This window comes from Isorropodon fossajaponicum endosymbiont JTNG4, from assembly GCF_016592615.1.
Classification (GTDB): domain Bacteria; phylum Pseudomonadota; class Gammaproteobacteria; order PS1; family Pseudothioglobaceae; genus Ruthia.
This window is the reverse complement of sequence record NZ_AP013043.1, coordinates 620,073-645,726: the sequence shown is the minus strand read 5'-3', so window position 1 is coordinate 645,726 and position 25,654 is coordinate 620,073. Positions and strand designations below refer to the sequence as shown.

At 36.7% G+C, this 25,654-nt stretch carries 22 protein-coding genes and 4 pseudogenes; 12 read left to right on the top strand and 14 right to left on the bottom strand.

All coding sequences use genetic code 11. The annotated features are described in order from the left end of the window. Window positions 1–102: 102 nt before the first annotated feature. A pseudogene (locus tag CVFO_RS03810) lies at window positions 103–2,262 on the top strand (molybdopterin-dependent oxidoreductase); the annotation flags it as partial. Between the two features lie 271 nt (window positions 2,263–2,533). Here the strand turns inward: CVFO_RS03810 and CVFO_RS03805 are convergent. Next, a pseudogene (locus CVFO_RS03805) lies at window positions 2,534–3,641 on the bottom strand (IS3 family transposase). Between the two features lie 221 nt (window positions 3,642–3,862). Here CVFO_RS03805 and CVFO_RS03800 point away from each other — a divergent pair. The 4 genes and pseudogenes from CVFO_RS03800 to murG all read left to right on the top strand — a co-directional run bounded on the left by CVFO_RS03800 (window position 3,863) and on the right by murG (window position 8,916). Beyond that, complete coding sequence (locus CVFO_RS03800) at window positions 3,863–5,485, top strand: ABC-F family ATPase (protein WP_201340250.1); 1,623 nt, start codon at window positions 3,863–3,865, stop codon at window positions 5,483–5,485. A gap of 156 nt (window positions 5,486–5,641) precedes the next feature. Next, window positions 5,642–6,748 (top strand): annotated as a pseudogene (locus tag CVFO_RS03795) (IS3 family transposase). Window position 6,749: 1 nt separating this feature from the next. Further along, window positions 6,750–7,907, top strand: coding sequence for a putative lipid II flippase FtsW (ftsW, locus tag CVFO_RS03790; RefSeq protein ID WP_201340249.1), 1,158 nt, complete (start codon window positions 6,750–6,752; stop codon window positions 7,905–7,907). Next, window positions 7,900–8,916: an undecaprenyldiphospho-muramoylpentapeptide beta-N-acetylglucosaminyltransferase gene (gene murG, locus CVFO_RS03785; RefSeq protein ID WP_201340248.1), complete on the top strand. Its 1,017-nt coding sequence runs from the start codon at window positions 7,900–7,902 to the stop codon at window positions 8,914–8,916. Before ftsW ends, murG begins: the two co-directional genes overlap by 8 nt. Here the strand turns inward: murG and bioB are convergent. From bioB to CVFO_RS03745, 8 genes are all read right to left on the bottom strand, one after another. After that, window positions 8,879–9,847 (bottom strand): biotin synthase BioB, encoded by a 969-nt coding sequence (gene bioB, locus CVFO_RS03780; protein ID WP_201340247.1) that lies wholly within the window; start codon window positions 9,845–9,847, stop codon window positions 8,879–8,881. The two genes, murG and bioB, sit on opposite strands and share 38 nt — an antisense overlap. 107 nt (window positions 9,848–9,954) lie before the next feature. Then, entirely contained in the window at window positions 9,955–10,197 is a 243-nt protein-coding gene (locus tag CVFO_RS03775) for a hypothetical protein (protein ID WP_201340246.1), read from the bottom strand. Between the two features lie 255 nt (window positions 10,198–10,452). After that, on the bottom strand, window positions 10,453–10,818 hold the full coding sequence (locus CVFO_RS03770; protein WP_201339660.1) for a transposase: 366 nt from the start codon (window positions 10,816–10,818) through the stop codon (window positions 10,453–10,455). A gap of 215 nt (window positions 10,819–11,033) precedes the next feature. Further along, on the bottom strand, window positions 11,034–12,449 hold the full coding sequence (glnA, locus tag CVFO_RS03765; protein ID WP_201340245.1) for a type I glutamate--ammonia ligase: 1,416 nt from the start codon (window positions 12,447–12,449) through the stop codon (window positions 11,034–11,036). Window positions 12,450–12,563: 114 nt separating this feature from the next. Then, window positions 12,564–12,788: a sulfurtransferase TusA family protein gene (locus CVFO_RS03760; protein WP_201340244.1), complete on the bottom strand. Its 225-nt coding sequence runs from the start codon at window positions 12,786–12,788 to the stop codon at window positions 12,564–12,566. 1 nt (window position 12,789) lies between these two features. Beyond that, the gene (gene hemF, locus CVFO_RS03755) at window positions 12,790–13,713 is read right to left on the bottom strand and encodes an oxygen-dependent coproporphyrinogen oxidase (protein WP_201340243.1); all 924 of its coding nucleotides are present in this window, start codon (window positions 13,711–13,713) and stop codon (window positions 12,790–12,792) included. Then, the gene (locus CVFO_RS03750) at window positions 13,710–14,246 is read right to left on the bottom strand and encodes an L-threonylcarbamoyladenylate synthase (protein ID WP_201340242.1); all 537 of its coding nucleotides are present in this window, start codon (window positions 14,244–14,246) and stop codon (window positions 13,710–13,712) included. Before CVFO_RS03750 ends, hemF begins: the two co-directional genes overlap by 4 nt. Continuing rightward, window positions 14,243–15,109 (bottom strand): tyrosine recombinase XerC, encoded by an 867-nt coding sequence (locus CVFO_RS03745; RefSeq protein ID WP_225879321.1) that lies wholly within the window; start codon window positions 15,107–15,109, stop codon window positions 14,243–14,245. The genes CVFO_RS03750 and CVFO_RS03745 overlap by 4 nt, the downstream gene beginning before the upstream one ends. A 69-nt stretch (window positions 15,110–15,178) precedes the next feature. Between CVFO_RS03745 and htpG the strand changes: the two genes are divergently transcribed. Next, on the top strand, window positions 15,179–17,029 hold the full coding sequence (gene htpG, locus CVFO_RS03740; protein WP_201340241.1) for a molecular chaperone HtpG: 1,851 nt from the start codon (window positions 15,179–15,181) through the stop codon (window positions 17,027–17,029). Window positions 17,030–17,070: 41 nt separating this feature from the next. Here htpG and CVFO_RS03735 read toward each other — a convergent pair whose 3' ends face one another. Beyond that, a complete protein-coding gene (locus CVFO_RS03735; RefSeq protein WP_201340240.1) occupies window positions 17,071–17,814 on the bottom strand; it encodes an RNA methyltransferase in 744 nt (247 codons plus the stop codon). Between the two features lie 13 nt (window positions 17,815–17,827). On the opposite strand from CVFO_RS03735, the gene CVFO_RS03730 reads away from it, so the two are divergent. From CVFO_RS03730 to CVFO_RS03720, 3 genes and pseudogenes are all read left to right on the top strand, one after another. Next, on the top strand, window positions 17,828–18,628 hold the full coding sequence (locus tag CVFO_RS03730; RefSeq protein ID WP_201340239.1) for an inositol monophosphatase family protein: 801 nt from the start codon (window positions 17,828–17,830) through the stop codon (window positions 18,626–18,628). Beyond that, entirely contained in the window at window positions 18,612–18,848 is a 237-nt protein-coding gene (locus CVFO_RS03725; RefSeq protein WP_342591033.1) for a DUF3955 domain-containing protein, read from the top strand. Before CVFO_RS03730 ends, CVFO_RS03725 begins: the two co-directional genes overlap by 17 nt. 122 nt (window positions 18,849–18,970) lie before the next feature. Beyond that, a pseudogene (locus tag CVFO_RS03720) lies at window positions 18,971–20,077 on the top strand (IS3 family transposase). A 132-nt stretch (window positions 20,078–20,209) separates the two neighbouring features. On the opposite strand, the gene CVFO_RS03715 reads toward CVFO_RS03720, so the two are convergent. From CVFO_RS03715 to CVFO_RS03705, 3 genes are read right to left on the bottom strand one after another with little or no spacing between them, the layout of a single operon-like run. After that, a complete protein-coding gene (locus CVFO_RS03715) occupies window positions 20,210–20,962 on the bottom strand; it encodes a YciK family oxidoreductase (protein WP_201340238.1) in 753 nt (250 codons plus the stop codon). Further along, window positions 20,962–22,098, bottom strand: a complete 1,137-nt coding sequence (locus CVFO_RS03710) for a DNA recombination protein RmuC (protein WP_225879320.1) — start codon at window positions 22,096–22,098, stop codon at window positions 20,962–20,964. The genes CVFO_RS03715 and CVFO_RS03710 overlap by 1 nt, the downstream gene beginning before the upstream one ends. Then, window positions 22,098–22,733 carry an HAD family hydrolase gene (locus CVFO_RS03705; protein WP_201340237.1) on the bottom strand — a complete coding sequence of 212 codons (636 nt, stop codon included), beginning with the start codon at window positions 22,731–22,733 and terminating at the stop codon, window positions 22,098–22,100. The genes CVFO_RS03710 and CVFO_RS03705 overlap by 1 nt, the downstream gene beginning before the upstream one ends. 212 nt (window positions 22,734–22,945) lie before the next feature. Here CVFO_RS03705 and CVFO_RS03700 point away from each other — a divergent pair, with 212 nt between their 5' ends. Continuing rightward, window positions 22,946–23,500 (top strand): lysophospholipid acyltransferase family protein, encoded by a 555-nt coding sequence (locus CVFO_RS03700; RefSeq protein WP_342591030.1) that lies wholly within the window; start codon window positions 22,946–22,948, stop codon window positions 23,498–23,500. Between the two features lie 868 nt (window positions 23,501–24,368). On the opposite strand, the gene CVFO_RS03695 is transcribed toward CVFO_RS03700, so the two are convergent. Beyond that, window positions 24,369–24,671, bottom strand: coding sequence for a DUF2786 domain-containing protein (locus CVFO_RS03695; RefSeq protein ID WP_201340235.1), 303 nt, complete (start codon window positions 24,669–24,671; stop codon window positions 24,369–24,371). Between the two features lie 341 nt (window positions 24,672–25,012). Between CVFO_RS03695 and CVFO_RS03690 the strand changes: the two genes are divergently transcribed. Beyond that, complete coding sequence (locus tag CVFO_RS03690) at window positions 25,013–25,342, top strand: type II toxin-antitoxin system RelE/ParE family toxin (RefSeq protein WP_201340234.1); 330 nt, start codon at window positions 25,013–25,015, stop codon at window positions 25,340–25,342. Next, on the top strand, window positions 25,339–25,629 hold the full coding sequence (relB, locus tag CVFO_RS03685) for a type II toxin-antitoxin system RelB family anti-toxin (protein WP_342591029.1): 291 nt from the start codon (window positions 25,339–25,341) through the stop codon (window positions 25,627–25,629). The genes CVFO_RS03690 and relB overlap by 4 nt, the downstream gene beginning before the upstream one ends. Window positions 25,630–25,654 lie beyond the last annotated feature (25 nt).

Below are 25,654 nucleotides of genomic sequence, written 5' to 3'. Positions count from 1 at the left end.
ACAAGTATATAAACCGTTTTTCTTAGTAGTCTATATTAATATTTATTAATATTAATCAATTGAATTAAATACTTTAAAATACACATCTTCAAATAATTTTTTATTGATAAACACAAAACATGCCAAAAACAAAATAAGCCGACAAATAAAGAGATAAAAAGCACCACTTGCTATATGTGTGCTTGTCGTTGCGGCATTAATGTCACGATTGAAAATAGTGAAATTCGCTATATTGAAGGCAACCCAAACCACCCTTAAAACAAAGGTGTGATTTGTGCCAAGGGCTCAGCTGAGCATTATGAAACAATACTCGCCTGCGCGCTTAACCAAGCCACTTAAAAGAAAAGAAGGTGCGCAAGCGTGGCGAGTCACAATTTGAGGCAAAATGAGTGGGACGAGGCTTTTGAAATTATGGAAAAACGCCTGTCCCACATCCGCGCAACAGACCCTAAAAAGTTCGCTTTATTTACAGGTTGTGACCAAGTGCAAGCATTAACAGGATTGTTTGCCAAGCAATATGGCGCCCCAAACTTAGAAAGAGCAAAACTCTTTATTATGATTGGCACAGCTGAGGATCACCACTCCAATCCAATGAAAATTGAGATGAGTAAATTTAAACGCAATGGCGGTAAATTTATTTCAATCAACCCAGTACGTACTGGTTATTCTGCTATTGCTGATGAGTGGATACCTATTAAACCAGGCACTGATGGTACGTTATTTATGGCAATTAATCATGAATTAATCAAGCAAGGTTTGTTTGACCGTGAATTTTTAATTAAATGTACCAACGCTGCCGAATTGGTCAATATAAATGAAGACAGTGATGATTTTGGGCTATTCGCAGGCTTGCTTATGAAATGGGCATTGCTACGCATGATCAAAAAATTGAGCTGCCTATTGCTTGGATAGACGCTTTGGGTGAGGAACACGACCATGTTACTGGCGCACCCGTTGCATTCCACGCAATGCGTGGTTTGGCCGCCCACTCAAATGGCTTTCATGCCATTCGTAACTTATCCATCTTAATGACGCTATTAGGCACCATTAACAGACCCGGTGGATTTAGACATAAAGCCCCTTTTCCACGCCCTATTCCGCCTTGTGCTAAACCACCAAAATCACCCGATGATATTAAGCCAAACATGCCACTAGATTCTATGGTACTTGGCTTTCCTGCAGATCCTGATGATTTATTTGTTGATGACGAAGGCCAGCCAGTACGCCTTGACAAAGGGTTTTCATGGGAACATCCACTCTCAGTACATGGCTTGATGCACAATGCAATTACCAACGCTTGGCGTGGTGACCCATACTTTATTGACACATTGATGTTATTTATGTCTAACATGGCATGGAATTCAAGCATGAACACAACTGAAATCAGAAAAATGTTGGTTGATAAAAATGAAGATGGTGAGTGCAAAATTCCGTTTATTATTGTCTGTGATGTCTTTCAATCAGAAACTGTTGATTTTGCTGATTTAATCTTACCTGACACCGCCTACTTAGAACGCCACGACGTAATGAGTATGTTGGATCGACCTATTTCAGAATTTGATGGTCCAGTGGATTCTGTACGTGTGCCAGTATTGCCAGTAACAGGCGATTGTAAACCTTTCCAAGAAGTGCTGATTGAATTAGCATCAAGGCTTAAATTCCCTGCTTTTGTTGATGAAAATGGCAATCGAAAATACAAAGATTACCAGGTTTTATCATCAATTACGAAACTACCAAAGGCTCAGACATTGGCTATTTAGCAGGTTGGCGTGGCAAAAATGGCGAAAAACAGATGAAAGGCGAGCCTAGCAAAAACCAATGGAAAAAATACATCGATAATGATTGTTTTTTTCATTATAAATTGCCAAAATCATATCAATATATGCGCAACTGGAATCTAGGCTATCTCCAATGGACAAAGCACAACGGGCTAACTCAGCTACGCTGAACCTGTACAAATCCACTTGTACTCAGAAGTATTACAAAAATTCAAATTAGCTGCACAAGGCAAGCGCAAAGGCAAAGGCAAACAACCACCAGAAGAGCTCCGTGCTCGCATAAAAGAATTTTTTGACCCCTTGCCTTTATATCACGACCCGATTGAATTTCAACATACAGACATTAATGCATTTCCTTTAAATGCAATTACTCAACGCCCTATGGCAATGTATCACTCCATGGGATTCACAAAACGCTTGGCTCAGGCAAATTCATGCATACAATCATTTGATTATGCACAAAAGCGTTGGTAAGGCAGGTGGTTTTAACAAGGTCTTCCTTTGTGTTAGTTTTTTTATATTCATCGCGTAGATATATTCTTTGCACTCTTAATCTTTTAGACAATGTTCTGCCATTTTCAGATAAAGAAAATGTTGTGATTAATTGACTAGTAGATGTATCCCTTCTCTTTGGGTCGAGTTTTAAATAATCTTCTATTTGCTCCATATATTTTTTAGACTGAGAGTCAAAGTACCCTTCTAAACCAATATGTTCTACTACTTTAGTGCAATAGTTTAACCTACTTGGACACATTTCAAGCCGCTTTTTTCAATTCAGCCATCTTTTGAGCAGGTGTTAAATACCCAATCGCTGAATGAATCCTTTTGTAATTATACAAGTAGATATAACCCTCTACATTTTGCACGACTTCACTATGATTTGCAAAACTTTGATAATTTAATCTCTCAGTCTTCAGACTTCTAAAGAAACGCTCCATGACCGCATTATCCCAACAATTACCTCGCCTGCTCATGCTTTGAGTAATGTTGTTCTTGTTGCAATAATCAATAAAAACTTTAGAAGAGTATTGAGTCCCTTGATCAGAGTGGAACATGTGTTTATTTGTATTGGGCTGGTGTCTAGACACAGCATTACTAAGCGCATCCTTTGCCAACTGAGCATTAGGCTGTTTTGACAATGCCCAACCAACAACTTGTCTTGAGCCTAAATCCAACACACTGGCTAAATAACTCCCACCTTGATAGGTTTTGATATAGGTAATATCACCAACCCAATGCGTATTAATTGATTGCTGCTCAAACACACGATTTAATAGGTTTTTTGCCTTTTTAAACATCAATCTAGTATTAGGGTAATAATGACGCTTTCTTGGGCGTATGGCAACTACATTGGCTTTTTTCATTAGCGTTGCAGTTTGGTAAATACCAATGTTATAACCTTGGTTATTCAAAACTACTCGCATTCTGCGTTTGCCATAGGTGTATCCAACTTCAATAGCAGTTTGTTTGATTAATTTAATCATAGCGTTGGTGTTGTTGTTTACTCGCTTATCTTTGACTTGATAGTAATAACTACTGCGAGGAAGTTTTGAGTAATGCTCATAATTCTTTAGTATTGTATTGTTGGCAAGCCTTGTTTATCTTGATAATCATATCACTTGGTGATTGTCCACAGCGAACAAGGCTGTTGCCTTTTTTAAGATTTCATTGTCCCTTTGTGCGCGCCAAAGTTGTTTCTCAAGCAGTTGTATTGTTTGTTGTTCAGAAGTCAGCGCTTTGCCTGACTCTGGTGTTTGTCCACCAAGCTCTGCTAGGTATTGTTTTCTCCATCTGCTAACTGCTGAGGAGCAAGCTCCTGATATTATCATGATTTTTTTTATTGGTGTAATTCTCATGCACCATGAGTTTGGCATAATCTAGTGTTCCCCCCTCAAGGGGGTATTGAACAGAATGTTCAACGGTAAAAGTCACTCGTTGTTTTCTTGATTTATATTGTGTCATTACTGACCTCCTTATGGTTTGTATTATAAGGCTATCTTTGTGTCCAATAAAATTAGACTATTGCATTTTTTGTTACTATTATGGGATAATGTTGTTTTTTGTAAAAAACAACAACAAAGCTTATGATTTCTACTGCCAATATCACCATGCAATTTGGTGAAAAACCTTTATTTGAAAATATCTCTATTAAATTTCAAGGCGGTAACCGCTATGGTTTAATTGGTGCAAACGGCTGTGGTAAGTCAACTTTTATGAAAATTTTAACGGGCGAACTTACACCCAGCAATGGCACGGTTCATATTAGTGATGGCGAGCGTTTGGGTGTTCTTCGCCAAGACCAGTTTGCCTTTGAGGATTTTCGTGTGGTTGATGCGGTGATTATGGGTCATGGTGAATTATGGGAAATTAAAAAAGAAAGAGATAGGATTTACGCCCTGCCTGAAATGAGCGAGAAAGACGGCATCAAGGTTGCAGAACTTGAAATGCAATTTGCAGAAATGGATGGTTATATGGCAGAGTCTTCTGCCAGTGAGTTGTTATTAGGCTTAGACATCCCAGAAGAGCAACATTATGGACTGATGAGTGAGATTGCACCAGGTTGGAAGTTGCGTATTTTGCTGGCTCAAGCACTGTTTTCAAACCCAGAAATCCTACTACTTGATGAGCCAACAAACAACTTAGATATTAACTCAATTCGTTGGCTAGAAGGCGTATTAAAAGAACGCAAGGCAACCATGGTTATCATCTCTCATGATAGGCACTTTTTAAATGGCGTATGTACACATATGTCTGATTTAGACTATGGCGCACTTAATACTTTCCCTGGTAATTACGATGATTTCATGATTGCATCAACCGCTATTCAAGAAAAAATGCAAACTGATAATGCTAAAAAAGAAGCTAAAATTAAAGAGCTTAAGCATTTTGTGTCTCGTTTTTCAGCCAATGCTTCTAAATCTAAGCAAGCCACTTCAAGATTAAAGCAATTAGATAAAATTATACTGGACGATATTAGACCCTCTTCAAGGGTAAGCCCTTATATTATTTTCAACCAAGAAACTAAGTTACACAGAAATATATTAGAAGTCGAAGGCTTGTCTAAGAGTTTCACGCCTCAAGGAGAGGCTGAAAAGGATAATAAGCTTGAAGTTCTAAAAGATATTAATTTCTTATTTGAGGTGGGTGATCGCATTGCTATCATTGGTCAAAATGGTATCGGAAAAACCACATTGCTACGTATTTTGGTTGGTGAAATCAAGCCCGACAAAGGCAAAATTAAGTGGAGTGAAAATATTAATATTGGTTACTATGCACAGGATCACAGTAAAGATTTTGAAACTAATATGAATGTACTTGATTGGATGAGCCAATTCAAAAGCGAAAAAGACGATGTACAGGCAATGCGCGCAGTACTAGGTAAAATGTTATTTGGCAAAGAAGATACTGGAAAGAGCATTAAATCACTCTCTGGTGGTGAGAAGGGTAGAATGCTATTTGGCAAACTCATGCTGCAAAGACCCAATGTATTAGTGATGGATGAGCCTACCAACCATCTTGATATGGAGTCTATCGAAGCTCTTAATCTAGCACTGGATAATTACGAAGGCACTTTGATTTTTGTTAGTCATGATAGAGAGTTTGTTTCCTCACTGTCTACCAAGGTGGTAGAGCTTAAAGAGGGCAGTATGCATTATTATTCTGGCAATTATGAAGACTACTTAGCCAGTCAAAATAAACTGCAATAGTCTAATTTTATTGGACACAAAGATAGCCTTATAATACAAACCATAAGGAGGTCAGTAATGACACAATATAAATCAAGAAAACAACGAGTGACTTTTACCGTTGAACATTCTGTTCAATACCCCCTTGAGGGGGGAACACTAGATTATGCCAAACTCATGGTGCATGAGAATTACACCAATAAAAAAAATCATGATAATATCAGGAGCTTGCTCCTCAGCAGTTAGCAGATGGAGAAAACAATACCTAGCAGAGCTTGGTGGACAAACACCAGAGTCAGGCAAAGCGCTGACTTCTGAACAACAAACAATACAACTGCTTGAGAAACAACTTTGGCGCGCACAAAGGGACAATGAAATCTTAAAAAAGGCAACAGCCTTGTTCGCTGTGGACAATCACCAAGTGATATGATTATCAAGATAAACAAGGCTTGCCAACAATACAATACTAAAGAATTATGAGCATTACTCAAACTTCCTCACAGTAGTTATTACTATCAAGTCAAAGATAAGCGAGTAAACAACAACACCAACGCTATGATTAAATTAATCAAACAAACTGCTATTGAAGTTGGATACACCTATGGCAAACGCAGAATGCGAGTAGTTTTGAATAACCAAGGTTATAACATTGGTATTTACCAAACTGCAACGCTAATGAAAAAAGCCAATGTAGTTGCCATACGCCCAAGAAAGCGTCATTATTACCCTAATACTAGATTGATGTTTAAAAAGGCAAAAAACCTATTAAATCGTGTGTTTGAGCAGCAATCAATTAATACGCATTGGGTTGGTGATATTACCTATATCAAAACCTATCAAGGTGGGAGTTATTTAGCCAGTGTGTTGGATTTAGGCTCAAGACAAGTTGTTGGTTGGGCATTGTCAAAACAGCCTAATGCTCAGTTGGCAAAGGATGCGCTTAGTAATGCTGTGTCTAGACACCAGCCCAATACAAATAAACACATGTTCCACTCTGATCAAGGGACTCAATACTCTTCTAAAGTTTTTATTGATTATTGCAACAAGAACAACATTACTCAAAGCATGAGCAGGCGAGGTAATTGTTGGGATAATGCGGTCATGGAGCGTTTCTTTAGAAGTCTGAAGACTGAGAGATTAAATTATCAAAGTTTTGCAAATCATAGTGAAGTCGTGCAAAATGTAGAGGGTTATATCTACTTGTATAATTACAAAAGGATTCATTCAGCGATTGGGTATTTAACACCTGCTCAAAAGATGGCTGAATTGAAAAAAGCGGCTTGAAATGTGTCCAAGTAGGTTAGAGCATTGCATCGAAAAAACTGGTCAACTGCCTGATAAAAATCTACTTTTTGCGATTTTGACACTGTTGACCTTTGGCTGGATATTGTCTTTTTCTGCCTCGCTTGGACATTTTAGTAGTTACGGTTTTTTTATAAAACAAACTGTTTTTATTATCCTAGGCTTGAGCCTTGGTTACACTGTGCTTAAAGTCCCCTTATATTTTTACAAAAATCATTCTAAATTATTTTTTATTATTACTTTGATATGCTTAGCGCTGGTGTTTTTACCAGAGCCTATTGGCAAAACCGTTAAAGGCTCAACGCGTTGGATTAACTTTGTGTTGTTTAAATTTCAGCCTTCTGAAATGATGAAATTGGTGATGATTCTATTCATGGCGGGCTTTTTGGTTAGGCAGGAAAAGGATCTAAGAAAGCCTTATATGGGCTTTATTAAAACGCTTATTATCATTGGTGCATCAAGTTTTTTGTTATTACTAGAGCCAGATATTGGCGCGACCTTTATTATTTCCGCAACTGCTTTTGCCATGCTGCTAACTGCTGGTGTTTACTTAAAGCAATTGTTCATAGTTGGTGCAAGCGTTGTTGCTGTTTTTATTGTCATTCTTTTCCAAATTCCCAATCGAGTTGAAAGGCTAACTTCCTTTTGGCGAGAAGATTTATGGCTTAACGAATCTGAAAAAGTATGGCAAACCAAACAAGCATTAATCGGTATCGCTAGAGGTGATTGGACTGGCGTTGGATTGGGTAATGGTATTCAAAAATACACAAAACTACCAGAGCCACATACCGATATGATTTTTGCTATTATTGGCGAAGAAACAGGTATTGTTGGTATGTTGTTTGTATTGTTTACCTTTGCTTATATTATTCTTAAAGGTTTTAAAATTGCCAAAGACGCCCTTAAAAATAATCGCAAATACAGTTCCTATGTTGGTTTTGGTATTTGTACTTGGCTGAGCATGCAATTTAGCGTTAATATTGCCATGAATCTTGGCTTAATTCCACCCAAGGGCTTTACCTTGCCACTGATTAGTTATGGCGGTTCAAGTATGATATTTGCACTGATATCACTGGCTATATTACTCAGAATTGATATGGAAAATCGTTGTGAATATTCTAAACAAAAACATTATGTCTAAAAAAATTCTCATTATGGCTGGTGGAACTGGTGGGCATATATTTCCTGCACTTGCTATTGTTAACGAACTTAAAAATCATTCAACTCATATTCAATGGTTAGGCTCAAATACTGGTATGGAAAATGAAATTGTGCCTAAACACAACATCAAACTACACACAGTGAATAGTGTTGGCTTGCGTGGTAAAAGTATTGTTAGCCTGATAAAAGCGCCTTTTTTACTTAGTTATGCAACGCTGCAAGTGATGGGTATTTTTCTAAAGTTTAAACCAGATATTGTACTTGGCATGGGTGGCTTTGCCTCTGGCATTGGCGGTTTGGTGGCTTGTATTTTTAGAGTACCACTGGTGATTCATGAACAGAACTCTATACCAGGTACAACCAATAAAATACTCAATAAAATAGCCACAAAAACCTTTCAAGCATTTAATGATACTTTTATTAAAAATGCCACCACTTCTGGCAATCCTGTCGCGTTCAATCCTGTTGAAAGACAAAATAATAACAATAAATTAAACTTATTAATCATCGGCGGCTCTTTAGGCTCAAAGCCTATTAACGATATCACCGTACAACTCAATATTGATATTAATATTTGGCATCAAACAGGAGGGCTGCATTTTGATGCAGTTAAAGCCCAATACAAAAACAATACTGTGAAAGTTACTGCATTTATTAAAGACATGGCAAGTGCCTATGCTTGGGCAGATATTGTGCTTTGTAGAGCGGGCGCAATGACAGTTTCAGAATTGATGCTATCAGCCACGCCTAGTATTTTGATCCCCCTGCCTCATGCCATTGACAATCATCAATTGTATAATGCCAAGATTTTGGCAGATAGCAACGCTGGCATATTGATTGAACAAAAAAATTTAACGATTGAACTGTTAGAAAAAACCTTACTCAATATTAACAAAAATCAAATTAAACAAATGTCTACTAATGCGCTCAAACTTACCAAACCCAATGCGGCTAAACAGATTGTAGATTATCTGCTTGCTTTTGATTAATCCCTAGCCTTGCAAACAAATCTTGGTCGCTGCTTGTGTTTGGATTATCAGTGGTGAGTAATTGCTCGCCATAAAAGATAGAATTAGCCCCTGCAAAAAAACAAAGCGCTTGCATAGCCTCGCCCATTTCAGTGCGTCCTGCTGATAAGCGTACAACTGATTTTGGCATCATGATGCGTGCTACTGCAATGGTACGTATAAACTCACTTTCAGTTGGTGGCTCAATGTTTTCAAATGGCGTGCCTGGGATGGGTACTAATAAGTTAAGTGGCACACTATCTGGATGTGATTTTAAACTAGACAATGACCTAAGCATAGAGGCGCGATCAGTCTGATTTTCGCCCAAGCCTAAAATGCCACCACTACAAACATGAATATCGGCATTTTGTACTGATTCTAAAGTGTTTAAACGATCTTGAAAATTACGCGTAGTAACCACATTTGAGTAGTGCTCTTTTGAAGTGTCAATATTATGATTATAATAATCTAGACCCGCTTCTTTTAAGGTAAATGCTTGTTCCTGGGTCAACATACCCAAGGTTACGCATGTTTCCATGCCCATGGCTTTCACACCTTGAATCATGGGGATGACTTTATCTAGACTCTTATCAGTAGGATTGCGCCATGCAGCGCCCATACAAAACCGCGTTGCACCCTTGTCTTGCGCCTGTTTGGCTTGTTGAAGCACCAAATCAACCTCCATTAATTTTTCACGCTCAAGCCCTGTGTCGTATTTAGAACTTTGTGAACAATATGAACAATCTTCTGGACACGCACCAGTTTTGATATTTAACAATGAACTAACTTGAACCTGATTAGGGTCAAAATTCTGTCTATGAATACTGTGTGCTTGAAATAATAAATCATTAAAAGGTAATACAAATAATGCCTCAACCTCTTTTAGAGTCCAATCGTTTCTTAATTCTGCCATAATGGGTTTAATGTAAATTTGTTGTCGATATTTTACCGCCTTATACAACAAAGAAGCCGTGCAATTGCACGGCTTTTCATAGTTTAATAAAAACCAATTACCTTATTTTAATGAGTAGCTTTTTGATTTTTAATCAAATCATAAATTTGTTGTTTCTCTTTACTTAAAGCAACATAGCTTTTACCATTTAATATTTTTCCAAGAATACTTCTCTTTTGCATTTTGTTTACAGTTGCACCTGCTTTTAGTAATGTTTTGATAATTTCTGGATTTTTAAAATTACCAGATGCCTCTATCAATGCCAATTCTACAGACCACTCATTACCAACACCTGCCCCGCCTCCAATCATATTTTGATAAATTTTAGGTTTTCATTACTAGATGCCCATCCAAATAGTTTATTAGCCTCTCTTCGAGTAAACTTGAGCTCCTTATCTATTGGCATGAAAAATAAAGAGAGACCTTTGCGTAATTCATAATTCCCTCTCCAAAATTCCATTCTTTTTATTTTTTCTAAAAAATTTACCAGATTTTCTCATCTTTGCATAAAAATCTAACAAACCACCTTTTAAATAGATGCTTTTAGCATTTATTTTTCTTATTTTTTACACCATTCCAACCTTTAAACACAACAACCCCTCAGGCTTTGCATTCGTTTGAATATATTCATGCCAGTCTTTCAAGTTGTGACTCATGGCAATTAACTGAGCCCTGGTTTTATTTCTTTCTAAACCAAGGTATCTTACCTTGCCTAAACCATGATGAAGCTTGAGCAAACCAAAGGTTCGCTCAACAATATAACGAATCGATGAGTGTTGCTTGTTCTGTTGTTTCTGTTGTTTAGTAATTAAACTCTCAGATTTCCTAAGATTTAATCGCATATCCCACAAACCCGTATAATGAGCTGGAGTATAGAACACCTCACGAGTCTCTAAAGTTAGCGAATTACCCACAACAACCTGAAATAGCACATACCATACTGCAATGCTCTAATTTTTGGGTATTTAACACCTGCTCAAAAGATGGCTGAATTGAAAAAAGCGGCTTGAAATGTGTCCAAGTAGGTTAGAGCATTGCACTACTTTAAACTAATAAAAGAATTAAAAGGTTTCTGAAAAGAAAAACAATTTCACTTAAAATAATAATTTATAAAGACAAGCTTACTTTTTTATCGTTATTTTAAATTTTACACACTGTAATACATGTCAAACTCTACCGGATGAGGAGAAGCACGTAGTGCAGTCACTTCTGTCATTTTTAACTCAATGAATGAATCAATCACATTATCAGTGAATACGCCACCTTGTGTTAAAAACTTACGGTCTTTATTCAGTGCTTCAAGTGCTTGATCTAATGAACTACACACTTTAGGGATAGAGGCTTTTTCTTTTTCTGTTAATTCGTACAAGTCTTCATCACCTGGTTTTCCTGGATCAATCTTGTTCTTAATACCATCAAGACCTGCCATTAACATTGCTGCAAATGCAAGATATGGATTGGCTGTTGGATCTGGAAAACGCACTTCAATACGACGACCTTTTGGATTGGACACAAAAGGAATACGAATAGCAGCGGAGCGATTTTTAGCTGAATATGCCAGCATTTCTGGCGCTTCAAAGCCTGGTACTAAACGCTTATACGAGTTGGTAGAAGCATTAGTAAAGGCATTAAGTGCTTGAGCGTGCTTGACAATACCACCAATATAGTACAGTGCTGTTTTGCTTAAATTGCCATATTCATCACCATCAAATAAATTCTTACCATTTTTGAAAACTGACTGATGAACGTGCATGCCATTGCCATTATCAACGGCAATTGGCTTAGGCATAAACGTTGCTGTTTTACCATAAGCATGCGCAACATTATGTACACAATATTTTAAGATTTGAGTCTCATCAGCTTTTTTCACTAATGTGTTAAACAGTGCGCCAATTTCACACTGTCCAGCAGTGCCAACTTCGTGGTGATGAACCTCGGTAGTAACACCCATTTCTTCGATTGCTAAACACATTTGCGAACGCAAATCATGCAATGAATCTACTGGTGGGACTGGGAAATAACCACCTTTAATTCTAGGACGGTGTCCTTTATTGCCACCCTCTAAATCAGAGCCTGACTCCCAATCTGCTTCTTCAGAGTGAATCTCATAAAATGCCTTACCCAAACCGAAGCCTGTATCCCACTTAACACTGTCAAAAACAAAAAACTCTGGCTCGTTACCAAAATATACAGTATCACCAATGCCAGTTTCACTTAAATAAGCTTCAGCTCTTTTTGCGATAGAACGAGGGTCTTTTTCATAGCCCTTCATATCATTTGACTCGATAATATCACAAGTGATATTAAGCGTGGATTCTTCAGTAAATGGGTCCATTACCGCTGTTGTTGTGTCTGGCATCATAATCATGTCAGATTCATTAATAGGCTTCCAACCAGCAATTGATGAGCCATCAAACATCTGACCATCTTCTAATTTTTCAGCATTAACAGCGTGTGCTGGAACGCTCACGTGGTGTTCTTTACCAATGGTATCAGTAAAACGAAAATCAATGAATTTCACTTCATTGTCTTCAATCATTTTCATTACATTTTTAACAGACATGCTTTCTCCTTTTTTGACTATTTATATTTGCTGACAGTCTTTGTCAAAATAGCCTGCGCCGTTGCAAGCATTGTTCTTTGTTGGTTTTATTTTTTATAAAAACAGCGGACAATTCTACCCTATTTTCTCTACAAGTAGAATAATCTCATCGGTTTTTTCATTAATCGAAATCACTCTATGCCCATGTACTTTACACCAAGCAGGTATGTCATGTAATACACCAGGGTCGGTGGCAAGCATTTCAATCGTGTCATTACTTTTAATTTTTTCAATCATCTCGCCTAAGCGAATCACTGGCATAGGGCACAACAAGCGCTTAACATCAAGATTATGTTTCACTTTATTTCACACCCTCTTGAGAGATGTTAATCCAATCTTGAGGTTGAATAAAACGTGTGTATAACCTTGCTTCTTCGCTACCCGGCTCTGGCTCGTATCGATACTCCCAGCGTACCAATGGTGGTAACGACATCAAAATTGATTCACTATGACCCCCTGTTTGCAAGCCAAATAAAGTACCCCGATCATAAACTAGATTAAATTCAACATAACGCCCTCGACGATAAAGCTGAAATTGCCTTTCATGGTCTGTATAAGGCGTGTCCTTTCTACGTTCAACAATGGGGCGATAAGCTTTAATATAGCCATCACCTACACTTTTCATAAAAGCAAAGCACTCATCAAAACCACCTTCATTAAGGTCATCAAAAAACAAACCGCCAATGCCACGTTGCTCACTCCTATGCTTTAAATAAAAATAATCATCGCACCATTTTTTGTACTTTGGATAGACCTCTTCACCAAATGGGTCGCACGCTTGTTTAGCTGACTGATGCCAAAAAATGGCATCTTCGTCAAAACCATAATACGGCGTTAAATCAAAGCCACCGCCAAACCACCAAATAGGTGTCTCGCCTTCTTTTTCGGCGATAAAAAATCGAACATTGGCGTGCGAAGTTGGTACATAAGGGTTGTGTGGATGAATCACTAATGATACACCTAAAGCGGCAAAACGTCGCCCTGCTAACTCTGGTCTTAATGCGGTGGCTGAGGCCGGCATATCATCACCATGGACGATTGAAAAATTAACACCCGCTTGTTCGAACACAGCGCCATTACTTAGCACTCGGGTTAATCCATTGCCTGTCTTACTTGGCTTTTTCCAAGCGTCTTTAATAAACTCAGCCTTGCCATCTACTTGCTCAAGTTGTTCACAAATATCAGCTTGCAACATTAATAAATATTTTTTAATTTGTTCAATCACCTAATTTTCTCTCCAGTTTGCAAATTAATAATTTTTGATGCTTGGGTATTATAAGTTTTTGGCGAGATAATAAAATCTAATTTATCGCTAAAGAATTTTTTTAAATCCAGTATACTTGTTGCACTGCGTTTACTTGTAATGTTGGCGCTACTTGAAACCAAGCCACTATTAGTGGCTACACATAAATTAGTAATGAGTTGATTATTGGTCAATCTAAGTGCAATTGTATCAAAACCACCTGTTAATAATTTAGAAGCCCGCTCATTCGCCTTGAGTAAATAAGTAGTTGGCTGAGTACCCATTGTTATATTACCCAACAAAGAAGCATCCTCAACATAATCAATAAAATAACGTACATCACTGGCTAGTAGTATTAAACCTTTAGCGCTTGAACGGCGTTTAAGTTGCAGTATTTTAGCTATGGAAGACTCAAATTTTGGCAAGCAAGTCAACCCCTGGATGGTATCAGTAGGATTACTAATCACACCACCTGTTTTTAAACAAGATACTGCAAATCTGGTCTGAAAATTCATGATTTTTTAGCCCTTGGATGGCACTGGTCATACACTTTGGATAGTTCTAAAAAATCAAGATGGGTATAGACTTGGGTAGATTTAATACTGGAATGCCCTAAAAATTCTTGAGTAGAACGTAAATCATGACTGGATTGTAAAAAGTGAGTTGCTGCTGCATGGCGTAACATATGTGGATACACATTAACTTTAATACCAGCCTCTAGTGCACGTTTTTTGACCATATTTTGCACAGCTCTTATGCTTATTCTTTGCTGCTTTTTATTCACAAATAACGCATGATTTGAGCGATTCAACAAACGACTAATTGCCTGCTGAGCCGCCTTACCAACTGGCGTATACCTAACTTTAGCGCCTTTTCCAACCACGCGCAAAAATCCTTGATTTAAATCCACGTCATTAACATTTAAAGCAACCAATTCAGACACTCTAAGACCGCAAGAGTACATCACCTCAACCATTGCCACATCTCTTAATTCAAGCCAAGTGTTTGATCTAGGCTTGAGCATAAGTAGTATGTTGTCATAATTAAGTATATTGGGCAAGTTTTGATCAATTTTTGGGCATTGTAAATGAATGGCGCAATTATTACTCAACTGCTCATGATTAACAAGATAGGCTAAAAATCCACGAATTGAGGACAAATTCCTGCGGATAGTGCGGGCACTAATGTCTTGATGACGCATCTCCATCACAAACAAATTAAGATGATCACTGGTAAGATTTGACCACTGCTCAAGACTTTTCTTATGTACAAATACTAACAACTTCTCAAGATCACGCTTATAAGCCTGCTGCGTATTAATGGCGTAATGACGCTCAACTTTCAAATACTGAATAAAATTAGTAATTTGTTTATGCAAAATAACCCTTGTTTTTTTGTAATTCACCCATATTGATACATTTTACGCACAAAACAGGAATAAAAAAAAATGGCAGAAAAACAAACGCACACTTTTCAAACGGAAGTCTCGCAACTATTAGATTTGATGATTCACTCTTTGTATTCAAACAAAGAGATTTTCTTACGTGAGTTAGTTTCTAACGCCTCTGATGCAGTTGATAAATTAAAATTCAAATCCTTATCAGATGATACTTTGATTGAGGGTAAAGAAGAGTTGCAAATTCACATTGATGTGAATAAAGATGCCAGCACAATTACCATTACTGACAATGGTATAGGCATGACTGAAGCAGAAGTTAATAAGAACATCGGCACCATTGCTAATTCTGGCACTAAGAAGTTCTTAAAAAGCTTAGATGAAAAACAAGCACAAGACACTAACTTAATTGGCCAATTTGGCGTGGGATTTTATTCTAGCTTTATTGTTGCTGATAAAGTTGAACTAATTACTAGAAAAGCTGGCAGTAAAGGTAAAAAAGGTGCAAAATGGACCTCTACTGGCAAGGGAAAATACTCAATAGAAAGTGTTGATTGTCCAAATTTTGGCACGACAGTAACCTTACACATCAAAAAAGATGAAAAAGAATTTTTAGATGATTATCGCTTGCGTGGCATTGTTTCAAAATACTCAGACCACATCACCGTGCCAATTATGATGATTAAAGCCAGAGAGGATGGCAAAGATATTGAATATGAACGCATCAATAAAGCCAATGCTTTTTGGACTCAAGATAAACGCAACCTTAAGCAAAAAGATTATGATGAGTTTTATAAGTCACTTACTTATGACTTTGAAGCACCGCTAACTCAATTGCACAATAGAGTTGAAGGTAATCTAGACTACACCTCATTGTTATTCATCCCATCAAAAGCGCCTTATGATATGTGGGAACCTAAGCGCAAAGGTGGTATTAAGCTCTATGCTAAACGTGTGTTTATTATGGAAGATAATGAAGCCCTAATGCCTTTGTATTTGCGCTTTGTTAAAGGTGTGATTGACACAGCTGATTTACCATTAAATGTTTCTCGCGAAATTTTACAAGGCAACAAAGTGGTTGATACTATCCGCAAAGCCTCAGTTAGTAGAGTTTTAAAAGAATTAGAAAAAATGGCTAAAAATAAACCCAAAGATTATGCAAAATTTTGGCAAGAATTTGGCATGGTAATGAAAGAAGGAGTGGTTGAAGACTTTGCCAACAAAGACAAAATTGCAAAACTTTTACGCTTTACCACTAATAAAAGTGAAAATGCCACACAAACAGCAACGCTTGAATGCTACGTAAAAAGTATGCAAAAAGACCAAAAAGCCATTTATTACATCACTGCTGAAACTTATGAAGCTGCCAAGGGTTCACCACATTTAGAAATTTTCAACCAAAAAAATATTGAAGTGCTACTACTATCTGACCGTGTTGATGAGTGGATGGTGAGTAATTTTGGAGAATTTGACGGTATTCCACTGAAATCAATTGCTAAAGGCGATTTAGAAGATCTTGATTCTAAAGAAGAAAAGAAAGCCAAAGAAAAAGTTGCTAAAAACTTTGAAAAAGTCATCGAAAAAATGCAAAAAATTCTTGATGCTCAGGTTAAAGAAATTAAAGTGTCTTCTCGTCTTAGCGAGTCCCCTTCTTGTTTGGTGGCTGATGAAAATGAAATGGGTGGCAACATGGAAAGAATCATGAAATCCTTAGGTCAAGATGTGCCAGACACCAAGCCAATTCTTGAAATCAACCCAACCCACCCATTGGTTAAAAAACTTAAAACCAAAATTGATGAAGACTTGGTAAAGGTTTTATTTGACCAAGCCGTTTTATCAGAAGGCGGGCAACTTAAAGACCCGGCTGAATTCGTAAAGCGTATGAATAAACTGATTAATTAATCAGTTTTTAAAAAACCATAAAAAGCCCGATTTCGGGCTTTTTATGGTTTTTTAAAAGGCTTAATGTTTCTAAGAATACCTCTAAAAATTGCCACTTCTTCTTTTTCAGGCGCCGCTCTGGTAAAAAAACGACGTAAGCGACGCATTAGCAAAGCTTTGGGGCGCTTATCCTCAAAATATTCAATGTGTTCTAACACTTGAGCAAGGTGCGTGTAAAAACTTTCTAATTCGTCAAAGTTGGCTAATTTATTAGCACTTTTTTCAAATTTAGTTGTGGTGTTGTAAACGTAATTTTGATAGGCAAATACCTGAATAGCTGAGGCAACATTTAAAGAAAAATAATTAGGGTTGCCAGGAATGGTCATGAGTATTTGACACAAGTCTAACTCCTCATTGGTCAATCCTGCTCTTTCCGTACCAAATATCACTGCAACCTTTTGGCTTTCAACCATAATGGTTTTTTGAATTTCACTGCAAGCACCCACGACATCCATTTGCCGCCATTTAATATTGCGCTGACGTGCACTAGCACCAATCACTAAATGCACACCTTTCAAAGCCTCTTCTAAAGACTCACAAACTACAGCATTTGACAGTACATCATCTGCACCACTAGCTCTAGCAGTGGCTGCAGCCGATGGATAACCTTTTGGATTAACCAAATACAAACGCAGCAGACTCATATTTTTCATCGCACGGGCTGCCGCACCGATATTACCAGGCTCGGTAGTATTAACCATAACCACACGTACGTTATCAAAGGTATAATCTGTTTCTTTTTTCATTTTGTCTTCTGTTATGCATCCTACGCTCAATATTGCCGTTAAAGCCGCTCGAAAAGCTGGCGACATCATCTTAAGATATCACAACCAAATTGATATTTTAACGATTGAAAATAAAGCAACTAATGACTTTGTTTCCGAAGTGGACAAAGCCGCTGAAGATGCCATTATAGACGAGTTGAAATACGTCTTTCCCAATCATTCAATACTGGGTGAAGAAAATGGTGAAATTTTAGGCGACAGTCGTTTTCAATGGATTATTGACCCACTAGACGGCACCACTAACTACTTACATGGCTTTCCGCAATATGCAGTATCCATTGCCTTGTATGAAAATAATGAGCCAACACACGCCGTAGTATACGACCCCTTTAAAGAGGAGTTATTTACTGCCTCTAAAGGCGAAGGTGCTTATTTAAATGAACAAAGAATTCGCACCACTCATACCAATGGTTTTGAAAATACACTAATCGGCACAGGCTTTCCATTCAAAGCGCCACAACATTTAGATGCTTATTTAAATATGTTTAAAGCCATTCACCCAAAAGTTGCTGGCATTCGCCGTGCTGGCTCTGCCGCACTTGATTTGGCTTATTTGGCTGCAGGTCGGGTGGATGGCTTTTGGGAAATTGAGCTTAATATTTGGGATATTGCTGCGGGTGTGCTTTTAGTCAAAGAAGCGGGTGGTTTTGTAGGTGACTTTTCAGGACGAGATAAATACCTAGAAACAGGCAACGTGGTGGCTGGTAATGACCAAGTTTTTAAGGCCATTTTAAAAACCATTCATCCACATTTAACAACTGATTTACAACGTTAAAAAAATACCATTTAAAAATAAAGTCTTAAAAATTTCTTTATTTTTACTACTTTTGGGTTCTGTTTTTCTTTTTCTTGAAAATACTTTTTACCAATATATAGACACCCAAGGCTGGCTACACGAAAGTATGTTTATGCCACTAGGGGCTTTTTCTTTGATATTGGGTGTTGCTGGTATTTGCAATAGTCTAATTTTATTGGACACAAAGATAGCCTTATAATACAAACCATAAGGAGGTCAGTAATGACACAATATAAATCAAGAAAACAACGAGTGACTTTTACCGTTGAACATTCTGTTCAATACCCCCTTGAGGGGGGAACACTAGATTATGCCAAACTCATGGTGCATGAGAATTACACCAATAAAAAAAATCATGATAATATCAGGAGCTTGCTCCTCAGCAGTTAGCAGATGGAGAAAACAATACCTAGCAGAGCTTGGTGGACAAACACCAGAGTCAGGCAAAGCGCTGACTTCTGAACAACAAACAATACAACTGCTTGAGAAACAACTTTGGCGCGCACAAAGGGACAATGAAATCTTAAAAAAGGCAACAGCCTTGTTCGCTGTGGACAATCACCAAGTGATATGATTATCAAGATAAACAAGGCTTGCCAACAATACAATACTAAAGAATTATGAGCATTACTCAAACTTCCTCGCAGTAGTTATTACTATCAAGTCAAAGATAAGCGAGTAAACAACAACACCAACGCTATGATTAAATTAATCAAACAAACTGCTATTGAAGTTGGATACACCTATGGCAAACGCAGAATGCGAGTAGTTTTGAATAACCAAGGTTATAACATTGGTATTTACCAAACTGCAACGCTAATGAAAAAAGCCAATGTAGTTGCCATACGCCCAAGAAAGCGTCATTATTACCCTAATACTAGATTGATGTTTAAAAAGGCAAAAAACCTATTAAATCGTGTGTTTGAGCAGCAATCAATTAATACGCATTGGGTTGGTGATATTACCTATATCAAAACCTATCAAGGTGGGAGTTATTTAGCCAGTGTGTTGGATTTAGGCTCAAGACAAGTTGTTGGTTGGGCATTGTCAAAACAGCCTAATGCTCAGTTGGCAAAGGATGCGCTTAGTAATGCTGTGTCTAGACACCAGCCCAATACAAATAAACACATGTTCCACTCTGATCAAGGGACTCAATACTCTTCTAAAGTTTTTATTGATTATTGCAACAAGAACAACATTACTCAAAGCATGAGCAGGCGAGGTAATTGTTGGGATAATGCGGTCATGGAGCGTTTCTTTAGAAGTCTGAAGACTGAGAGATTAAATTATCAAAGTTTTGCAAATCATAGTGAAGTCGTGCAAAATGTAGAGGGTTATATCTACTTGTATAATTACAAAAGGATTCATTCAGCGATTGGGTATTTAACACCTGCTCAAAAGATGGCTGAATTGAAAAAAGCGGCTTGAAATGTGTCCAAGTAGGTTAGAGCATTGCAGTAAAGGGTAAATTTTTTAGAAAAAAAGAATGGAATTTTGGAGAGGGAATTATGAATTACGCAAAGGTCTCTATTTACCTTATTTTATTTGTTTCAAATTTCATTAAACGCTAGATAAGATAAGCCGCTCTCCATTCAGTTTTTTAGCTTTTTCGCTCATTAGATACACAATTGCTGGGCTTTTTGTTTCAGGCAATGGGTTATTATCTGCATTTTCAGCCGGATAAGCAATTTGTCGCATTTTGGTGCGCATCCGCCCTGGATCAAGTGAATTTACTTGGATATTGGTTTTTTCTAATTCTTCAGATAAGGTTTTACTCATACCTTCAATGGCAAATTTGCTCACGCCATATGCTCCCCAGTATGCTTTAGCTGCACGCCCTACTGATGAAGACAAAAACAACACGCGGGCATCACTTGATTTATTAAGTGCAGGAATTAACGCCTGGGTAAGCATAAAAGGTGCGTTAACATTGATTTGCATGGTTGAATACCATAATTTAATATCATATTGTTCAATTGGCATCATTGTGCCAATAATGCTAGCATTGTGAATAAGCCCATTAAGTTGCCCAAAATTATCCAAGATATTTTTTTGTAACTGCTGATAATGCTCAGGGGTTGCGCCTTCTAAATCAAGCGGATAAAGAATGGGTTCTTGATAGCCCAAATCCAGCACTTCATCATAAGTGGTTTCTAGCGAGCCTAAATCACGCCCTAGCATAATAACGCTTGCACCTACTTTGGCAAGATCCAGTGTTATTACCCTACCAAAACCACGGTTTGCACCTGTCACTAAAATAACTTTATCTTTTAATTCATCTTTAGTGATTGAATAATTAGTTGAAATTTCCATTAACTTATCTCCTTTTTACTTTGAACGCCTAATTCTTTTAATTTTTCAGCACGACCAATAAGATTGCCCTTACCATCAGAGAGCTTGCTCCTAGCTTCTTTGTAACTTTTAGAAGCCTTATCAAGGTACTTCTCAATATCATCCATTGATTGAATAAAGCCAAATAATTTGTCATACATCGCGCCTGCTTGACGTGCAATTTCTTCAGAATTTTGATTTTGACGCTCAGTTTGCCAAATATGATGCACCGTTTTAAGACTCATCATCAACGTTGAAGGTGACACTAAAACAATGTTCTTTTTTAATGCCATGGTGAATAAGTCTGGCTTTTGCTCAAGTGCGATTAAAAGTGCAGATTCAATTGGAATAAACACAAAAATAAAATCAAGCGTTAGTACGCCTTGTAAATTCTCATATTCTTTAATACTAATGCCATTAATATGCGCCTCAATAGAAACTACATGTGCCTTAAGCAATCGCTTGTCTGACTGATTAGTAATATAATCCTTATAAGCCTTTAACGAGACTTTTGAATCAATAATGATATCTTTTTCTTCAGGGAGATGTAAAACCACATCAGGCTTAAATACATCGCCTGATTCATTTTCAAACTGTTTTTGTGTGTCAAATTCATACCCTTCTCGCAAGCCAGAACTGGACAAAATAGAACTTAAAATCATCTCACCCCAGTCGCCTTGTTGCTTGTTGTCATAAGTCAAAGCATTGGTTAAATTTTGTGTGGTTTCTTGTGTTTCAATACTGGTCTTTTTCAAATTTTCTATCTGCGCAGATAGGATCGCTCTTTCCTTAATTTGCTCGCTAGTAATGATTTCAATCTTATCTCGAAACTCTTTAAGTTGTGTCTGTAAAGGAGTTAATAATTCAGAATTTTTAACACTCAAATTATGGCGATCTTTTGCTAAAATATCACCTGCTATGGCTTTAAAATCTTTACTCATCTGCACTTTGGCGATATTAATTAAATCAATTTGGTTTTCATAAGACTTGATTTTTTCATCTAAGCGCACTTCAAGACGAATTTTGTCAGATTTTAATGCTTGTAATTTAGCGCTTAAATAAAAATAAACAACCATTACACCAGCAGCTAGCCCTAATAAAAAACTCAATATATCCACTATATCAATTCCAACAATTCTTCTGCTTCATTAATTAAATAATCATAATACCAATCTTCTTTTACTTTGCCATAACCGTAAGTAACAGCCACAGTTTTAATGTGAGCATTTTTGCCTGCCAATATGTCATTCTTATCATCACCTACAAACAAACATTGGCTTGGGTTAATTGCTAATTGTACACAAGCATACAATAACGGCGCTGGATGTGGCTTGTTAAATGCTAATGTATCACCACAAACCACCACATCAGGATTTATGTCAAGTTTTTCTAACAATAGATGAGTCAAATTTTCAGGCTTATTGGTAACCACCCCCCAGAACATCTGCCTAGTTTTAATGGTTTTAATAAGTGCATCAATGCCTGAAAATGTTTTAGAAAATTGACTAATATTATCTTTATAAATGTTTAATATTTTTTGATGCCTGTCAATAAAATCAGGATGAAACTCATCACAATCAAAGCCAAACTTGATTAACGCCTTGCCTCCTAATGCAACTAGAGGCTTGATTTTTTCATAAGGTTTTTCACTTAGACCACTATATTTAAGTACTGTATTTAATGCATAAGCCAAATCGGGTGCAGTGTCAATTAGTGTACCGTCTAAGTCAAATAAAATGGTGTTAATACTCATGCGGCAATCTCTATCAGTTAAAATTCTAGGTTTACAAATTATAACGTTTACGCTCGCAATTTCTCATGCTGTTTTTAAGATCATTGTTGTATTTTTTAGGCTCGTTTATTGCCTTGATAATTTTAGTAACCATTGGACTAATTTTGTTCTTCTTGCCATTCAAGTTTCGCTACGCTATTTTATCTAAGTGGTCAATGTTTTGCTTATGGTGGTTGGCATTTACACTTGATATCAAGCTCCAAGTAATTGGCAAAGAAAATATTCCTTCCAAGCCTTGTGTAATTGTTTCTAACCATCAATCTACCTGGGAAACACTTGGATTTCAGCAAATATTCCCACCACAAACCTGGGTACTTAAACAAACCTTATTATGGATCCCATTTTTTGGCTGGGGATTGGCGTTATTTAACCCTATTGTGATTAATCGTGGCGAGAAATTAAAAGCGCTAAAAACAATTATAAAACAAGGAGAGGTTCGACTAAAAAAAGGTATTTTTGTGGTGATTTTTCCAGAAGGTACTCGTCAACCCTATAAAAAACTAGGACGATATCAAAATGGTGCTATAGCCATTGCCAAAAAAGCCTCTTGCGATGTCATACCTGTTTATCACAACGCTGGTTTAGTATGGCCCAAAGGTAATTTTATAAAACACCCCGGCACCATCACTGTGATTATTGGCAAGCCAATTAATATAAAAGAAAAATCTGCCAAAGAATTAACTCAAAATATTAGAAATTGGACGCAAAAACAAAGTGAAAAAATTTAACTCAACATTACCCCCTCCCCCCGATTTTCGCCTGTCTTTATAAGAGACCTTTGCATAAATCAATTTATTGATTAGAGAAGCCCAAATTTGATTTACACCACTCAGGTTTTTTAGATTTTTTTCTGGATTCTAATCCTTTTAGGTAATGACTTTTCTGTTAAGTGTTGACCCAGCTCATCAAACTCAGGGGCAGCAATAAGTCCATATCTTGAGATAATCCTAAAATATGCAACACATTGAGTAAGCACCGAAAGAAGCTTTTGGGTCACCCTTTCTTTACCTAAATCTATTGAATAAGCATATTTAGAAAATACTAAACTGGCATTCAAAGTAGTCAAATTTGATTAATTTCTAGGTGAAAAAATACGACTGCTAACAAATTGTTTTGTAGGCAAAGCCCAAACAAGAAAAACAAAAAGTAACAAGATAACAAAAAAGGCTTTTCACGAGCTTTGCTCGTGAAGCTTCTTTATAACAAGGGAACAAAAGGAAGGAAAAAAGAATATAAGAGATGGTTGTAAAATCATTTAGGTGGATATAATAAGCAGTGTGGGTATCGCTTGAAGTGTTAAAAAACACAAGAATTTATAAACAGTCACACTAATTTTACTAAAAAAGAAGCAAAATTGGCGTATCAACAAAGACATTTTGTAAATCAAGCACTGAAACCTATTAATATTTACCGTATTTTTGCAGAATTTGCGCTTGCGCTCTTAACTGTGACTATTTTTTATGAATCTATTATATTTTTTAAATAGTCTTTACTCCTGGTAGTTTTAGTTAATTTCTTTGTAAAATTAGCCCTTCCTAAAGAATTTTAGTTTATCATTATTTTTCGTAAATAAATTAAAATAATGCTTTACAAAACTTAAAATGTCCTTATAGGACATAAGCAACAGGGAAAAGTTCCAATAGTCTTATATCCCAAAAACCACAGTATTTGAATTTTTAATTTTATGCCAAACATGCCATAGTGCTTTAATTCGTATCGTTGTTTTTTTTCTAATAACATGTCGTCAAAAATAGACATGTCCAGGCCATGCTTTTTTAGCTGGCTGTTTAAAAATCTGATTGCAACTTCTTTTTCGTTCTCATTGGTAGTCTGCTCAGATTTTCTTTTTAGTGCGACCAAAGTGTTTGCTAATTTATTATTTAAGTCATCTATATTCATTTTCAGCCTCTGTTTTATCGTCTTTGATTGCCAATATAGCATTACCCCATATTGGATATTCACGTCCTAGAGACAAAGAGTATATATAACCAGCTCCCGTGTTAAGATTACTAGCAACCTTGTCTGGATTTTCATTAACTATTAAAAATGCCTTTGTTTTTTATTTGTAAAACCTCAATAAAACCACCTACAAAGTCTTGTTGTTGTTTTAGTGTCATACTATTCGCATGTTGTATTACTTTTAATTTCATTGGTTGGGTTTTTATGTTTTAAATATATTGTTTGTGTTTAATTAAATTAAAAACAGTCTTTATTATAACAAATATGTTATAATAAAAAATATGAGTTATAAGATAAGTTATTTTAATGATGCGGTGCAAAATGATATTTTAAATTTACCAGCGTCTCTGTCTCTGTTAGCTAGATATTTGAAGTCTACAGATATGATGTTAATTCATGGTTCAAATTTAGGACACCCACACACCAAATCATTAAGTAACGGATTGTTTGAATTGAGATTAAAAGGCAAGAATGGGATAGCAAGAGTTTTTTATTGCACCCAAACAAATCAAGAAATTATTATGCTACATTCTTATGTAAAAAAATCTAAAAAAATACCTAGAAATGTTTTGCAAATTGCGCTAACCAGATTAAAGGAGATGAAAAAATGATGACACACAAACAACTAAAACAAAAAGCACTTTCTAATGCCAGTGTTAAAAAAGAATATGACGATCTATCTCTAGAATTTAGTTTACTTAACCAAATGCTATCAGCCAGAAAAAATATTGGACTTAGTCAAACTGAAGTCGCTGAAAGAATGGGAACAAAACAAACAGCAATTACTAGACTTGAATCCTCTCTTGCAAGTGGCAAACTATCACCATCTCTTGCAACAATCAACAAGTACGCCAATGCGGTTGATTGCGATATTGACATTAAATTTATTCAAAGGTAAGTGTCACTCTTTTGATTGTAATGTT

Excerpts from the sequence above, each read along its gene's own strand:
- CVFO_RS03715 (WP_201340238.1), bottom strand. The coding sequence starts at position 20,962 with ATGGAAATTTCAACTAATTATTCAATCACTAAAGATGAATTAAAAGAT.
- CVFO_RS03800 (WP_201340250.1), top strand. The coding sequence starts at position 3,863 with ATGATTTCTACTGCCAATATCACCATGCAATTTGGTGAAAAACCTTTA.
- relB (WP_342591029.1), top strand. The coding sequence starts at position 25,339 with ATGATGACACACAAACAACTAAAACAAAAAGCACTTTCTAATGCCAGT.
- CVFO_RS03695 (WP_201340235.1), bottom strand. The coding sequence starts at position 24,671 with ATGAATATAGATGACTTAAATAATAAATTAGCAAACACTTTGGTCGCA.
- bioB (WP_201340247.1), bottom strand. The coding sequence starts at position 9,847 with ATGGCAGAATTAAGAAACGATTGGACTCTAAAAGAGGTTGAGGCATTA.
- htpG (WP_201340241.1), top strand. The coding sequence starts at position 15,179 with ATGGCAGAAAAACAAACGCACACTTTTCAAACGGAAGTCTCGCAACTA.
- CVFO_RS03705 (WP_201340237.1), bottom strand. The coding sequence starts at position 22,733 with ATGAGTATTAACACCATTTTATTTGACTTAGACGGTACACTAATTGAC.
- CVFO_RS03730 (WP_201340239.1), top strand. The coding sequence starts at position 17,828 with ATGCATCCTACGCTCAATATTGCCGTTAAAGCCGCTCGAAAAGCTGGC.
- glnA (WP_201340245.1), bottom strand. The coding sequence starts at position 12,449 with ATGTCTGTTAAAAATGTAATGAAAATGATTGAAGACAATGAAGTGAAA.
- CVFO_RS03690 (WP_201340234.1), top strand. The coding sequence starts at position 25,013 with ATGAGTTATAAGATAAGTTATTTTAATGATGCGGTGCAAAATGATATT.
- CVFO_RS03735 (WP_201340240.1), bottom strand. The coding sequence starts at position 17,814 with ATGAAAAAAGAAACAGATTATACCTTTGATAACGTACGTGTGGTTATG.
- ftsW (WP_201340249.1), top strand. The coding sequence starts at position 6,750 with ATGTGTCCAAGTAGGTTAGAGCATTGCATCGAAAAAACTGGTCAACTG.
- CVFO_RS03750 (WP_201340242.1), bottom strand. The coding sequence starts at position 14,246 with ATGAATTTTCAGACCAGATTTGCAGTATCTTGTTTAAAAACAGGTGGT.
- CVFO_RS03775 (WP_201340246.1), bottom strand. The coding sequence starts at position 10,197 with ATGATTGGAGGCGGGGCAGGTGTTGGTAATGAGTGGTCTGTAGAATTG.
- murG (WP_201340248.1), top strand. The coding sequence starts at position 7,900 with ATGTCTAAAAAAATTCTCATTATGGCTGGTGGAACTGGTGGGCATATA.